Origin of the sequence: Paenibacillus mucilaginosus 3016 (genome assembly GCF_000250655.1) — a bacterium.
Lineage (GTDB): Bacteria > Bacillota > Bacilli > Paenibacillales > NBRC-103111 > Paenibacillus_G > Paenibacillus_G mucilaginosus.
Map to the genome: position 1 here is coordinate 7,968,222 of NC_016935.1, position 14,138 is coordinate 7,982,359.

14 protein-coding genes and 1 pseudogene are annotated in these 14,138 nt (G+C 57.7%); 3 read left to right on the forward strand and 12 right to left on the reverse strand.

What is annotated here, in order from left to right:
• Positions 1-41: 41 nt before the first annotated feature.
• The gene (locus PM3016_RS33100; protein WP_013920846.1) at positions 42-752 is read right to left on the reverse strand and encodes a MerR family transcriptional regulator; all 711 of its coding nucleotides are present in this window, start codon (positions 750-752) and stop codon (positions 42-44) included.
• A 225-nt stretch (positions 753-977) separates the two neighbouring features.
• On the opposite strand from PM3016_RS33100, the gene PM3016_RS33105 reads away from it, so the two are divergent.
• The gene (locus PM3016_RS33105; RefSeq protein WP_013920847.1) at positions 978-1,472 is read left to right on the forward strand and encodes a DUF6022 family protein; all 495 of its coding nucleotides are present in this window, start codon (positions 978-980) and stop codon (positions 1,470-1,472) included.
• Positions 1,473-2,043: 571 nt separating this feature from the next.
• Here PM3016_RS33105 and PM3016_RS33115 read toward each other — a convergent pair.
• From PM3016_RS33115 to PM3016_RS33150, 7 genes and pseudogenes are all read right to left on the reverse strand, one after another.
• Positions 2,044-2,604 (reverse strand): 5' nucleotidase, NT5C type, encoded by a 561-nt coding sequence (locus PM3016_RS33115; protein WP_013920848.1) that lies wholly within the window; start codon positions 2,602-2,604, stop codon positions 2,044-2,046.
• 207 nt (positions 2,605-2,811) lie between these two features.
• Entirely contained in the window at positions 2,812-4,368 is a 1,557-nt protein-coding gene (locus PM3016_RS33125; protein WP_013920849.1) for a sensor domain-containing diguanylate cyclase, read from the reverse strand.
• A gap of 277 nt (positions 4,369-4,645) precedes the next feature.
• Positions 4,646-5,498, reverse strand: a pseudogene (locus PM3016_RS33130) (VOC family protein).
• Positions 5,499-5,507: 9 nt separating this feature from the next.
• Positions 5,508-5,927 (reverse strand): DoxX family protein, encoded by a 420-nt coding sequence (locus tag PM3016_RS33135; RefSeq protein WP_013920851.1) that lies wholly within the window; start codon positions 5,925-5,927, stop codon positions 5,508-5,510.
• 282 nt (positions 5,928-6,209) lie between these two features.
• Complete coding sequence (locus PM3016_RS33140) at positions 6,210-6,737, reverse strand: helix-turn-helix domain-containing protein (protein WP_013920852.1); 528 nt, start codon at positions 6,735-6,737, stop codon at positions 6,210-6,212.
• Positions 6,738-6,820: 83 nt separating this feature from the next.
• Positions 6,821-7,291: a sensor histidine kinase gene (locus PM3016_RS33145; protein ID WP_013920853.1), complete on the reverse strand. Its 471-nt coding sequence runs from the start codon at positions 7,289-7,291 to the stop codon at positions 6,821-6,823.
• Positions 7,292-7,428: 137 nt separating this feature from the next.
• Positions 7,429-8,823 (reverse strand): copper amine oxidase N-terminal domain-containing protein, encoded by a 1,395-nt coding sequence (locus PM3016_RS33150; protein WP_014372404.1) that lies wholly within the window; start codon positions 8,821-8,823, stop codon positions 7,429-7,431.
• Positions 8,824-9,064: 241 nt separating this feature from the next.
• On the opposite strand from PM3016_RS33150, the gene PM3016_RS41005 reads away from it, so the two are divergent.
• Positions 9,065-9,199, forward strand: coding sequence for a hypothetical protein (locus PM3016_RS41005; protein ID WP_013920856.1), 135 nt, complete (start codon positions 9,065-9,067; stop codon positions 9,197-9,199).
• A 332-nt stretch (positions 9,200-9,531) separates the two neighbouring features.
• The gene (locus tag PM3016_RS33155) at positions 9,532-9,813 is read left to right on the forward strand and encodes a hypothetical protein (protein ID WP_013920857.1); all 282 of its coding nucleotides are present in this window, start codon (positions 9,532-9,534) and stop codon (positions 9,811-9,813) included.
• Positions 9,814-9,889: 76 nt separating this feature from the next.
• Here the strand turns inward: PM3016_RS33155 and PM3016_RS33160 are convergent, their stop codons facing one another.
• The 4 genes from PM3016_RS33160 to pilM all read right to left on the reverse strand — a co-directional run bounded on the left by PM3016_RS33160 (position 9,890) and on the right by pilM (position 14,136).
• Complete coding sequence (locus tag PM3016_RS33160; RefSeq protein ID WP_014372406.1) at positions 9,890-10,588, reverse strand: Na-translocating system protein MpsC family protein; 699 nt, start codon at positions 10,586-10,588, stop codon at positions 9,890-9,892.
• A gap of 82 nt (positions 10,589-10,670) precedes the next feature.
• Entirely contained in the window at positions 10,671-11,579 is a 909-nt protein-coding gene (locus PM3016_RS33165; protein WP_014372407.1) for an ATP-binding protein, read from the reverse strand.
• A 228-nt stretch (positions 11,580-11,807) separates the two neighbouring features.
• Positions 11,808-12,497 (reverse strand): hypothetical protein, encoded by a 690-nt coding sequence (locus PM3016_RS33170; RefSeq protein WP_014372408.1) that lies wholly within the window; start codon positions 12,495-12,497, stop codon positions 11,808-11,810.
• Entirely contained in the window at positions 12,478-14,136 is a 1,659-nt protein-coding gene (pilM, locus tag PM3016_RS33175) for a pilus assembly protein PilM (RefSeq protein WP_014372409.1), read from the reverse strand. The genes PM3016_RS33170 and pilM overlap by 20 nt, the downstream gene beginning before the upstream one ends.
• Between the last annotated feature and the right edge of the window lie 2 nt (positions 14,137-14,138).

Below are 14,138 nucleotides of genomic sequence, written 5' to 3' on the forward strand. Positions count from 1 at the left end.
AAAAGTCCATGCCTCGCTCCAGCTTCCCAAAGCACGGCATGCTATTCCAGCAGCTCCAGCTGTCTGCACAGGGAGTAAAGGGAGTGCAGCCCCTTCAGCTGGAGCCGGGCGAGAGCGTTCCAATAGTGCAGCGCCTGCAGAGCCAGCCGGTGTGCTTCTTCGGTGTCGTCCGGATCCAGCCGCTTGACCGCCTCTTTCCACTGCACCGCCTCCTCCGAATACACGGCTGAGCGGAGAAGGCGCATCAGCAGTACTTTGCGGAGTTCGGATCGGCCGTACTTTCTGTACCCGTTCTCCTCATCGCGAAGGGACGAGACGAGGCCTTCCTTCTCCCAATACCGGAGTGCGGAGCGGGGGACTCCCGTCTCCCCGGACAGCTCCCCGATCCCCACCGGTTCCCCGGCATGCTCCCCTCCCTGGGTGTCACCGGCTTCTGCTTCAGAGGCGAACCGTTCGGCGGTCTCAGCCGCCAGAAGCTGTTCGCGGTGCAGGGCGGCCTGCGCCCTGCCGGCTGCCCACAGTGCAGCATCCACATCACCGGCCTGCAGGGCACGGAGCACCTCCGACGTCACCTCCATTCCGAACCCCGGTGCCATGGCACGCAGGCAGTGAAAGTAGGCCCGGTGCACCTCCGTGTACATCCGGTAGCCTTTGGGCGAACGCACTGCGGGCGGCACAAGCCCACGGGCCTCGTAGCCCCGAAGCGTATTGGTGCTGAGCTTCAGCTCACGGGCCAGATCGACCGGTCGCATCTTGTGGATTCCTCCTTTACCGGCATGTTCCCATTTATCGTCGTCTGCAAACTTTTTCTAGCTTCTATCCCATAATATCAGGCATTGCCGCGCTCCAACCTTCCCATTCGCTTCACTGTTGTAAGATGGATTTGTAAGGTGATCCCTGCGGGTCACCCATACCACGCGGGAGCCGCCCGGAGAGGAAAAGTCCACTCCGTCCGGCCCGCCAGAGGAGGAATAACAATGATGGCTGATTCGAAGTTTGTTCCCGGCATGAGTGCAGAGGATCTGGCTGCGGTAATTCAAAACGAGCTTGCCTCCCAATGGAAGCAGGTCCTGGAGGAGAATCGTGCGGAGCTGGAGAGCGTCTTCCCCGAGCTGGAGGACTCGACTTACGGATTGTATCTGGACCGGCTTCTGCCGCCAATCTTCGGCGCACTGGAGCAGGCGGGATATAGCGGGCTCGGAGAAGTCAAGGACACGGACTTCATCATCGGAGGCTGCCTCAACTTCAGCAGCTCCCTGGAGCAGTGGGGACCCGAACATCACCGCTCCCGCGTGTTCTGGATACCCGTCCGGGAGGAGGGCCGGTCCGAGCCGGTGGGAACCCTGCTGCTCGATTTCTTCCACTCCCACGCCGGATTCGAAGTGCCGGAAGGACCGCGGATCACGGCGATCCCCGCGGCAAACCGGCGGGAGATCGTCGCAGCCGTCCGCGAGTGGAAGGAAGGCGCGTAGACAGGGATGCCGAATAGGTGAGCATGCGCAGACCGGAGGGTCGATGACACTCCAAATCCCTTTGACCCTCCTGACTTTTATGCTGACTGTCAAGTTGGACCAACTTTTTTTCAAACACTGGCTTCCCGGCCCTGCCTGGCACTGGGTCATCCCAGGCCTGTTCATCTTTATACTAAGTTACATGTTGGAACTTACGGGACTTCCCAAGAAAAAGCTCCCCGCCCCACTCTGTATCCTGCTAACGCTGGGTACGATGGTCCTCGGCTCCACCGCCTTATAAAAGAGACCAACCTGCCGCCGGAAATGGTGGAAGGTTGGTCTTTTTATTTAATTGCCGCGGAGTGATATCCTTTTTGTTTTGCCCTTCCACCTGCTGCGGAGTGATATCTTTTTTGTTTTTGCTCTCCCCCTCTGCCGCGGAGTGATATCCTTTTTTGTTGTTGCCCTTCCCCTACCGAGGAGTGATATCCTTTTTGAAAGTGACCTTTGTGCGAAGCACAACGGAACGAAAAAAGGATACCACGACGCCCCAACGGAACGAAAAAAGGATACCACGACGCTCACGACGCCCTTACACCACCAAATCCCTCAGCTCCGACCAGCACCCGATCCGAGGAAACGGCAGCCCCCGGTTGTACGGCTGATCCTTGGCATACACCTTGACGCCGGAATCGGCCAGCGTCTCCAGCACAGCCGGCTTGTCGTCGAAGTAATAGTCGAGACCGAGGTCCCGGATGATATGGACCTTCTCCGTATCGTCCATACCGTAGAAGAACCGGCCCGGCCTCACCGGGAAGCCGTTCGTGGTCATCCACTCCAGCGTCCGCTCCCCGAACTCTCTCGCCCGGGCCGTGATGTAATAGATCTCATGCCCCTGCCGGTCCAGCTCCTGAAGCACTTCCACGGCATGCGGGAACGGAGGACACGCGGAGAAATAAATCGCTTCCCGCAGCTCCCCCCACAGCGCTTTGCCCTCATCCCGGGTAAGCCCGAACGCATCGTGAATGCCCATCGACTGGATCGCCTGGAATACCTCCAGCGGCACGTCCTGGCCGAGATGATCTTTATACAGATGGAACGCATGCTCCCTCAGATTGATGAGCGTATCGTCAATATCAAAGCCGATTTTCATTAGGCCGTATCCTCCTTGGCATCTTCCTTCCTAGGATACCCCGGGAAGCCCTGTGGTGTACAGCCGAAGGAAGGTTCCTGCAAGCAAAAAAAGCCCCGGCCCATGGCCGGAGCTGGACCAAGCACCCTTTGGCCCCGATATTGTTTCTGTTGGCTGCCATAGCTTGGGGGATCCGGCTTCCACCCGCCGGCCCGTCCGTCCTCACCCTCATCCCAAGGCTTCACCAGTGCTGGTAAACACCGTCGTCCGGTTCCGCCCCTCCTTCTTGGAGCGGTACAAGGCCTGGTCCGCAAGCTCAATGAGCCCTTGCGGACCTGCAGACGCATCGGAGACCGCCACCCCCAAGGAGAGAGTAATCCGCTCCCCTTCAGCCAACGGAAGCTCCGCAGTAGTAAGCCTCAGGCGCTCCGCCAGCTCGGCCGCCTCCTTCCCGCTGCCATGTCGGACCAGTACCGCAAATTCCTCCCCGCCAACACGAAAACACAGGTCATCTGACCGGGTCGAAGCCTCCATGTGTTCTGCCAGGCTTCTCAGCACCGCATCGCCCACCGGGTGGCCGTAGGTATCATTAATGCGTTTGAAGTGATCGATATCGAGCAGAATCAGCGAGAAAGGAACCCGCTCTTCCGCCCAGCTGCCGATCGTCCGGTCGAATGACTTGCGGTTGAGCAGACCGGTCAGCCCGTCATTTTCGATCTCCGCAGCTAGGTGGCTCAGATGGTTATCCATGCTGTGATGCAGCTGCTTAACCTCGTAGATGAATCGGCCCGACTTCGGCATCCGCAGCGGCAGCGGCCGGCGCGAGTGCATGGACTCCTCCGAGAATTTGGCGAGGGCAAACAGCGGCGCCGAGATCATATGAGCCACACGCCAGGCGGCCAGCAGAATAACGAAGCACAAGGGAACGCCCTGCAGCAGCAGCTTCTTCATGAGGGTCTCGCGCGGCGCCTCCAGTATGGAGGTCGGGGTTTGGGAGATAATCGACCAGCCGGCACTCGGCACATAAGTATAGCCGGCCAGGAAGGGAAGCCCGCGGGTATTCGTGATAAGCTCGGAGCCGCTTTGACCCGAGACGGCTTTGCGGACCACCTCGTTGGTTGTCACAAGTTCGCCGATCCGTTTCGGATCCGGGTGGAACAGAATATGGCCGTCGGCGTCCGTAACATACACGTAGGATCCGTTACCGTAGAAGTGCTCGCTGAGCGTCCGGCTCAGTACATTATTCTCCTCCAGGTAGATCGTCCCCCCGACATACCCCTGGTAAGCCCCTTCCCCGTCAAAGATAGGACTGGAAATCAGAATAAGCCGCCTTCCTGTGGCTCCTACATAGTGCTCGGATATCAGCGGTGCTTTGGTCTCGACCGCTTCCCTGGATGCTTCTGAGGTCAGCCGGGTGCCCGGACCGACATTGGCTTGTGCCGGAAAGACAGCCGTGATCCGCCGCTCAGGGTCAACGATGAAAATCGAATTGAAATACTGCCGATTCGCCTGAAACCAGATCTCGAGTTCCCGGGGGGATATCGGCTGCTGCCCCGCATGGGCAGCCATGAACTTCAGATTATCTTCCATAATCCCAAGCAGGTTCGTTGTATTGGAAGCGAGCTTCCTCGCATACTGTTCGTTGTTCTCCAGGTAGCTTGCCGTCAAGGAGGCCATATTGGCCTGTACGGCGGCATACCCGCCGACCAGTGCCGTCAGCAGCACCGAACCGATCACCAGCATACCGAGAAGCGTTCGCAGTTTCATGCCTTTGGACGGATTCATCCCTACATGCTCCTTGCCGAAGTGAGTAAGAGTGACTTTCATCTGCTATAAACCGGACTTTGGTGCCCGAGCCAACCCTCTATAGTTCTATCGGCAAAAATCCCCGTCAATGTAACCTTGAGTCCCCTTAGCGCCGGACTTCCACTGTCAAAGCTCTTTGCTGCGGCAAGAAGGCTGCCTCCTGCTTCAGCATGGAGCTGATGCAGGGGACAGCCTTCGCAAGGCTTCTATTCGATTACCATGCCCAGCCGGGCTCGGACTCATCCGAGCTCAGCGCTCAGGCTTCTGTCAGGTGAATGTCGATGCCGGAAGGATCTCGGGTGATCCAGACCTCGCCCTCCTGCCGGAGGAAGGCTCCGGCTTCCCGCAGTCTGCGAAGGACGGCTTCCCGTCCTTGCGGGATCACGAGCGTGAAGTAATTCAATCCAACGGACCCCGGCTGCGGAGCCGGCGCCCCTTCCCCGGCCCAGGTGTTCAGACCGATATGGTGATGGTAGCCGCCGGCCGAGATGAAGAGCACGCGCTTCCCGTCGTCCCGCTGTCTTTTCAAACCCGAGCAGTCCCACATAGAACTTCTCCGCCTCTTGCAGATGGCTGACATGCAGATGAATGTGTCCGGTAACCGTCCCGGCCGGCAGCCCGGTCCACGGGTACCCCTCCGCTTCCCGCAGCAGCCCCTCCGCATCGACCGGATCGGTCGACATCACGTAGTGGCCCTGCTCATCGCGGATCCAGCCCTCCCTCGGTCGGTCCGCATAGATCTCAATGCCGTTGAGATCCGGGTCCGTGATATAGAAGGCTTCGCTGACCAGGTGATCCCCTTGGCCGACATGCAGGCCGTGCTCCAGGAGATTCCGAAGCGTGACTCCGAGCGATCTGCGGTCCGGAACCAGGATGGCAAAATGGTACAGCCCTGCAGCCGACCTGCGCGGCACCGGCAGGGCGTCCGGCACCTCTTCGAGCCGAAGCGACGGCCGCACGCCGTCTACCGTAAGCTCGGCAGTGCGTCCTTCCTGCTTCAGCAGCCGGTAGCCGACCACCTCGGTATAGAAGCGGATTGAGCGCTGGAGCTCGCTGACCTTCAGTCCAAGAAGGCCGATGGCCGTTTCCTTATCGATAACTGTCTCCATGGCGGCCCCTTACCCTTGGACCGCAGCGGAATCGGTCCGCTTCCAGAGACGTTCCACCGCGTACAGAGAGCTGCCGCTCAGGCCAAGGTAGGCCGAGATCGCGAGCAGGGCCAGGTCCAGCTCATAGCCTGCCCCTTTGCCGTCACCCATGAATCCGCCGGCGAGCTTCACCTTGACGATGGCTCCCAGCATGATCAGGCCCAGCAGAATGGACACAATGCGGGTACCAATCCCCAGGATCAGCAATGCCCCGCCGACCAGTTCAATCACCGCTACCAGATACGCCATGAATCCGGGTAGCCCCAGGCTTTCGAAGAAACCCGATACGTTCCCAAGTCCCATCTGGAACTTCGCCGCTCCGTGGACCAGGAAGGTGATCCCCAGCACCACTCTCAGAATCAACGCGCCAAGCTCATAGTTCTTTGTCATGTTCTTCAACCTCTTTCTATATGTTTTTTGTGAGTTGATCTCCTGCTGGCTGGCTGCTTGCTAATATCTAGTTACTTAAAGTGTGTAACTCACCTTATGGAAACATCATAGCGCAGAACCACAGGGTGCGTCAATAAAAATATTTGTAATAGCAAATTTATTTTTTAAATACAAATATACCTTAAAGTCCAGCGGCACGTAACCACAACAAAAAAACGCAGCTCCCAAAGGAACTGCGTCCACACTTACACTGCGGCTAAATCTGCATTCTAAATCTGCATTCTAAATCTCTTTATGACTGATGATCAGAATAACGGCGGTTTCTTCTCCGATGTTGTGCACCGAATGAGGGACGCTGGAATGCCAGGAGAAGGTGTCGCCTTCCTCCAGCACATATTCGTCCTCGCCCTGACAGGCCTTAACGGTCCCCTTCATGACATAATGGGCCTCGATGCCTTCATGCTCGTTCATGGGCCCTTCTTCCGGCAGACCGGGAGGAATCTCGCTCAGGTACAGGCGCATGCCGCCGATCTGGCCGAGATGCTCAATCTTATGCCGGCCCTTGAACAGGCTCGTCGTACGGTCCTGCTTGCGGACTACATTCATCCGCTCCTCCTGCTTCAGAAGCAGGTAAGAGATCGGTACGTTCAGGAAGGTGGCAATGGTCTCCAGCGTGGCCAGAGACGGAGAAGTCTTGTTGTTCTCAAGCTGGCTCATGAAGCCTTGGGACAAGCCGGTCGCTTCGCACAGCTGGCCCATCGTGATGCCGCGCTTTCTACGTATGCTTCGAATACTGCTCCCAATTTGCATAGATCCTGGTCTCCATACTGCTTTTAGTCCTATTTTATCAAATGGACCGGGATTCTAAAAGAAGAACTTGTACAAAAGCAGGCCTAACGCATCAAAATGGCATCTTCCTGCCTATGCGGCGCTTTCGTTTTGTTCTCCGAAGCCCCATACACGCTTGGAAAACGCAGCAGAATCCGAGTCCCTTCGCCTACAATGCTGTGCACCTCTATGCTTCCCTGCAGAGCATGCACAATCGACCGGGCAATACTCATCCCAAGCCCGGCCCCATCGGAGCGCTCCTCTGTATTCGTACCGCGGTAGTACCGCTCGAACAGCTTCCGCCGGGTCTCCGCATCCATGCCGCTTCCGTTATCCTCGATTTCGATCAGCGCCTCCGTTCCGCTCCGCCCTGTCCTGACCGTCACCACCGTGCCGGGCGGATTGTGCTTCACTGCATTGGAGATGAGATTATCCAGCATCCTCCTGCACCACTTCGGATCTGCAGCGATCCACACCGGATCCCGCTCCGTGCCCTCGTAGACAAAAGACATCTGCTGCAGGGTTCCGTCATTCACATAACCGCCTCCGCGGCAGCGCGCTCCTCCTCCGTGAGGAGGCCCATATTTCTCGCGCACTTTCCTCCGGCTGACAAGCCTTACGTCCACACAGTACAGGGGCTGAGCACACACTGTGCCCAGCCCCCTCTTCCTGCTTACTGCTCCTTCGCGTCGGTAATCAGAATCTCCCCGTTGTCGAAGAACACCTTCATCTTCATACTCTCGCTGACAAACCGCACCGGCACGAGCGTAATGCCGTCCCGGATAACCGCCGGCGTGTCGAGTACGGCCGTCTCCCCGTTCACATGCGCGTTCTTCTCGTCAATGACGAGCTCGATCTTCACGTCCTCCTTCGCCAGCGTGACGCGTCTCTCCGCGGCATTCCAGTCCACCTTGGCGCCCAGCGCCTCCCCGATGAACCGGATCGGGACCATGGTCCGGCCGTCCAGCGTGAACGGCGCGACCTCCAGCGTCTGCTCCACCTCATCAACCGCCGCCACCGTGGAATCCAGCTTCAGGGCAATCGTGCGGAAGTCGAGTGCCGAATCGTCTTTGTAATTGGAAGCCGCATTCCCGAATTCGATGGGCTTCGAGATCACCGTGCCGTACGTCGTCTCAATCTCGACCGTATAGTGCTGCCCGTTCTTGATCGATTTGTTATTGTTGGCGTAAAGATCGAAGGTCACATTGCCGCTGAAGGTGCCGAGCGGCTCCTTCACATCCTTCTTGAACTCAGGCGTAATGACGGTATCTCCCTTGGTAATGCCGAGCAGCCAGCCTACACCGGCCCGGTTGGTCCGCCTGATGCCCTGGTAAGCCTCCTTGCCGTCCTTGTCGGTCGGCCGCAGAATCATCGCGAGCACCTCAGTCTTCGGCGCCAGGTTCAGCTTCAGCCGGAAGTGTCCGTCCGGCGTCCCGTCCTCACCGAAGAAAGCGATGCCCGTCTTGTCCTGGTCGAGGTCCACCCAGGAGAATTCCCGGATCGCTACGGGAGCGTAGGAGCTCTCACTGTCATGGAAAGGCGTCACAGCCGACTTCACCGTGCCCTTGCTCGTCTCGATCTCCACGTAGTAGTATTCGCCCGGCTTCATGCTGTTATTGTCCGAGGCGTACAGCTCCAGCTGCGTGATCCCCTGGAACGTGCCGAGCGTCTGCTGGAACGTAGGGTTGAGGATTTTGCCGTCGCGGACCACGGCCAGCAGGTGGCCGATATCGCCCGGCTGTGCCTTGAAGGTCTTCCACAGCCCGTGGTTCACATCCGCCCCCGAGCTGTCGGCCGTCTTCAGCGTGATGAAGCGGATCTCCGTTCCGTCCCCCGCATCGATCAGCAGGGAAAGGTGGCCGTCCCGGGTGCCGTCCGGCTCCGAGGTCTTGTCGAGCGAGATGCGGTCGGATTCCTTGTCGAGGAAACGGAACTCCTGCACCTTCACAGGCGAAGCGGCAATCTCTGCTGCGGATACGGGAGCGTGAACGGCCAGGCTGCCGGCCAATAACGCGACGGCTGCGGCGGACAGAACGCCGGTGCGGATCATTTTCATAGGTTTGTACATGAATGTCAGTCCTCCTTGGGGCTTGCGAAATATTCTTGTATGATGTTCCCCCATCATAAGGAGTCCCCTCGTCATATGACCAGTGACCGGCATCATGTCCTTCGTCACAATCGACCAAAATGTGAAAAATTTCACCTTTTTTTCTAAAGCATTTTTAAGCTGTTTCGACAAACATTTCGGAACCCATCTGTTATAGTAGTTTTCATCATGCACCACACCTTGGAACCTATGGAGGCACCCTATGCAAATCACCCTGCAAGTCGAAGAAGTCATCCGCCAGCTCGGCCTGAGCCTGGAAGCCTGGAACCGCTGCGTCGAACTCACCCCCGAACCGCTCGAGATGAACCGTCAAGCCATGGAACCCGCTTCCGAGTAACCCCGTATCTCCGCCCCTTTGGGCACGAATCCCACATCCAACCTTTTGATCCCTTTTATGCCCCTTTGGGCAAGTGCAAGCTCCCCGGCTCCACTCTCGAAGATCCACCATCTACGCGATCCCGCCGTTCCGTTCACTGCCTTTCCTGCCCGTATTCCGCGATCATGCAGTATGCTGAACTCCGTCATGCGCCCCCCTTGTACTCAGGTAAGAGTAGAGTTTGGTCCGGAATCCATTATTGCTGCGCTGCCCCCGCCGCCCGTTCGTTATCACGTATCCTGCAACCCTCCTCCTTTGGACGGCGTCTGTAGATGGTAAAAGGAGGAGATGCCATGAACGCAGACGGCCTCATCCATCTCATGCTGCTCCTGCTGAACCTTCCCCTGTTCCGCCGGCTGTTCCGCCTCTTCTTCCCGGACGAGGATGATTTTAGGGCAGCCCTCCAATTCTCACTGACCCCTGACCTCATCTCCCTGCTGAGAGGGCGCTTCTTGAAGGATAAGTGGGAGGAAACCCGGCTTCTCTTCTTTGTGATAAGCTGCCTGGCCGTAACGTATGGCGAATGGCTGCTTGTGAACCGGCTTGTCCATTGGCTTCTGAACGGGCTTGGATGATGGAAACGGGTATGAAAAAAAGAGCCCTGGCGAATGCCCAAGCTCTCGGTTCATGAGAACGAAATGAATTCCTCTATTATTTGGATTGCGTCACCAGCATCATAACGCTCTTGTCCTGACTGTAGTTCCAGTCTGCGAACGAGTCGAGCACCTGCCGGTTCAGAATTTCATCGAAGTTGTTGTTGTTGTGCATATAGGTTTTTTCCAGATTGCGCTTCACGCCCTTGAGCAGTTCTCCGTGCCCGAGTCGGATCAGCTCCTTCTCGATCCGTACCAGAATCCCCTTGCGGATGATGAGGATGGTGCGGGCGTTCAACTCGCAGGAGTAGATTTCGTCCGGCTCCCGCTGCACCAGCCGGCTGATCTTGTTGATCTCCTGCTCCAGGCGCTGCTTGCCCTCATAGTTCTCATTGACCTCCGGCGCTTCCTCGAAGCCTTCGGGAACGAAGCCGACCAGCATACCGGATTTGTTATGCAGGGCCCAGTCGTAATAAAATTCGGATGGCTTCACACCGGTGACAAGCTGAATATAGCTCGTGATCTCAGGGATCATCATCTGGGTCAGCTTCTCCCGCATCTGATGGATGATCATCTCATGGTCCTGCTCCAGCAGAACCCGCTCTGAAGGCGTAAGGAAATTTCTGAGATACATTGTGACAAAATGTCCGCCCATCGACACGGAGATGGACTCGGGTCCCTTCCCGAAATGGTCTCGCAGCAGCTTTCCCGTATAGCTTCCGATGAGCTGCTGGTATTGATTTACTTTTTGATTCATGGGATTTAACTCGTCGATGGCGGCGCACCTCTGCTTCGGTTTTTAGTACCAGTATGCAGTAAAACGAGCCTGTCTATCCCCCTTATTCCCCGTATAAAGGCAGCTTCACGGTCACGTTCGTCCCGCCCTCCTGCCGGTTATGAAATTCCAGTACTCCCTCGTGGTCCTGAACGATGCGTCTGCAGATCATCAGGCCGAGCCCCGTCCCCTTCTCCTTCGTGCTGAAGAAGGGCTGTCCCAGACGGTGCTGCCCCTCTGGAGGAATGCCGGGCCCCTGGTCCGCGATCTCCACGGTTACCATCGTCCCCGATGCAGTCAGCTTCACCACCACTTCTCCCCTGTCCGGCGTGGCTTCGAGCGCATTCTGGATCAGATTGATGAACACCTGTTTGAGCTTATTGTAAGAACAGTTGACCCTCAGCTGTTCCGACTCCGCCTTGTATACCTCCTGCAGTCCAACACTGTACATGTTAGCCTGAGGCCGCATCAGGGTCACGACACCCTGCAGCAGCAGGGGCAAGCTTCGCGGTTCATAGACAGGCTCCTTCGGCTTCGCCAGCTCCAGCAGCTCCCCCACGATCTCGTTGATCCGGTCGATCTCCAAGAGCATGATCTCTTTGTACTGCGGCTGCTTGTGCCCGTAGAGCTGGGTGAAGCCCCGCAGGCATGTCAGCGGGTTGCGGATCTCGAGGGCAATGCCGGCAGCCAGCGTCCCTGCGATCGCCAGCTGGTCCGCCTGCTCTTGACGCCGAGCGGCGGCTTCGGCAGCCTGACCTGCGGACTCCTCTCTTGCTGTGGGCTCTGGCGTGCCGCACCGCATCCAGACGAACAGATAGCCGCCCATCAGCAGGGCCCAGGTTACCATGGACCAGAGCAGCATGGCCCAGCTGCCGCCCAGCAAATACAGCACGCCCAGATGTACCACTTGCAGCAGGATCCCTGCGATGAAGACGCCGGTGTTGAAGAGGTGTGAACGCCCCCCGTGTCGCACGAGACCACAACCTTCCGATTTATGTATATTTATATATAAATATGGGAAATAAAAAAGACCTAACTCTCCTACACAGGAAAAGTTAGGTCATGACAATGACTTTTATCCGGAGATAAATTCATTCATTTACCCAGGGCGCTATGATGTTAAGCTCTTACTCTAACATTCATCCGCATTATATCACAGGACCCCCCGCAAAAAAAGAGGCAGTCCTAACTGCATAAGCAATCACGACTGCTGAGGAACGGCCTGTTCGTCTGCAGAGGCCTTCGCGGCTTCCGCCGGCGGAGCCGCTTCCTTGGGATCTTTGGCATCCTTCGGCTTCGAAGCAGAAGCATCAAAGTAGGCTTTGAACGAGATATGCACGGAAAGCTCCTTCGTATTGTCCACCGGCGCGGCCGAGCTCCGGTTCATCGGAATATTGCCGAAATCCACGGAATCGATGTGAGTCAGCCGGGGAAGCAGCTGCAGGCGCTCGATCACTTCCTTGATCTGCACGTAGGTGCCGCTCACTTCCAGCTTGGCCTCCACCATATGCACGTTAGGGTACACCGGCTCCTTGCTCACCAGCAGCGTCTGCAGGTCGTTCTTGGCACTCTTGCTGAACGTCACGGAGCTGATCTTCGCCTGGGCGTCCTTCTCAATCTGGCGGAGATCTACCGTCAGCTTCTCTACGTTATCTCCCGGAGGCAGCGCCGCCTGTACGGCTTCGGTCGACATGGTCGATTGAGCCTGCTGCTTCTCCTTCACTTTCTTCTCCAGAATCCCGAGCTGCTTCTGAAGGGTGCCGATCTCGGTCCGGTTCGCCTCCAGCGTATCGCTCGATGGCTTCAGCACGAAGGAATAGCAGGCGAACAGAATCAAAAAGAGTACGGCGAAACCAAGCAGCAGCAGATTGTTATTTGGTTTGTTTGGCATTCGCTCCCTCTCCCTTCTGTCCTTCTTCCGCTTCCTCCGCAACCGTATAGACCGCCCGGTACGTCGTATTCACGACTTTCTTCACCTGGGCCGGCGGTGCCGCCGGAGGCGGAGTTACTACCATTCCGTCGCCTTGTGCCGGGTCGGTTACCGTAATCGGAGCCCCGGGAGCCGGGCGCGGCGGTACGGTCTGACTCTCTTCACTGTAGGAGACGACCGTGATCGACTGCATGAAGGATGCGGCGCCGAAAGGCAGCTCGCGGAGCTTGCCCAGGTACACCGAAGCATCGTCCATCGACTTGAAATCGATCGTGATGTTCAGCTTCTCCTCCCCTTTGTAAGCCAGGGAGTAGATCAGCCCCCCCTGCGGGATGACATCCGCAACCGCTGTGATCGTCTTCGAGACATCCACCTTCGCTGCCGAGATGGCTTCCACCGCCCCGGCCGGATTCTCCCCGGTGCCCGACAGCTGCTTCAGCTGCGCTTGTACCGCAGCCTGCTGGGCGTTGAGCTCGTGGATCGTTTCGAGATCCGCGTCGATCTGCTTCTGGTTATCGAGATAGACGTAAGTGATGCCGGCCGCCCCGGCCGTCCAGGCCAGAAGCAGCGTAGTCATTACGGCGATCCGCAGCGCTCTGCGGGGATCCTTCCGGCTGCCGGGCAGCAGATTGATCCGCTTCGTCGTTTTGTCCTGCAGCGCCAAGCCGATACCGATCCCGTAAGGGTTCAGCCCATCCCCGCCTGCGGCGGAAGTCTTGTCCGAGTAGGCGTCGAAGTCGAAGGTACGGACCGAGATCTCGGTCATCGCCGCCTTCAGCCCTTCGAACAGCTGCATCCGGCCTTCGCCCGTTCCGGTGACGATGATGTCCACAATCCGGCTGGCCCCTTCCCGGATGCTGTATTGATAGAAGCTCAGGATCCGGGAAAGCTCGGCGGTGATCTCGGGAATCTGATCCGGTGTCAGCCCTTGGCTATGGTCGGCCGCGAACGGATCCATAGCGTAAGGGTCCTGCAGCGAAATCGTCCGCATGAACACCGGATTGCCGTTATGGAACAGATAGATTTCCAGCTGCGCTTCGTCCAGCGAGATCAGCATCGTCTCTTCCAGCTTCTCGAACTGCTGGGCCTGGATCGCACGGGCCAGGGCGAAGGCCGAGATCTCGGCATCCTTCACCTTCACCCCCGCTTCCTCCAGCACGTTCACGTAGCTGTCGATCAGCTTGCGGGACGCGGCATAGACGAGCACCGTTGTGCTTTCCTCGTCCGAGGCGACGGGGATATAGTCATAGACCGGATCCTCGAACGGCAGCCGCAGCGCCGTCTCGACCTCGAGCTCGACCAATCCTCGCAGCTCGCTGGCCTTCGTGCTCCCGATCTTCATACGGCGGATAATGATCTGCGACGTAGGGATGGACAGAATCGCCGAAGCGCCCTTGAGCTTCTCCTGATGGACCCAGCGCTGCACTTCCTGTCTCAGCAGCTCCTCGTCCACGATCTGGTCTTCCACGATCGTGCCCTGCGGCAGCTTAAGCATACTGTGGTTCGCGGCGGACGCCTTGTTCTTCTTGACCTGAATATAACGGAATCCTCCCGAATCGACCGTAATTCCGATTTGTTTGCCTCCGAATGGTAACATCATGT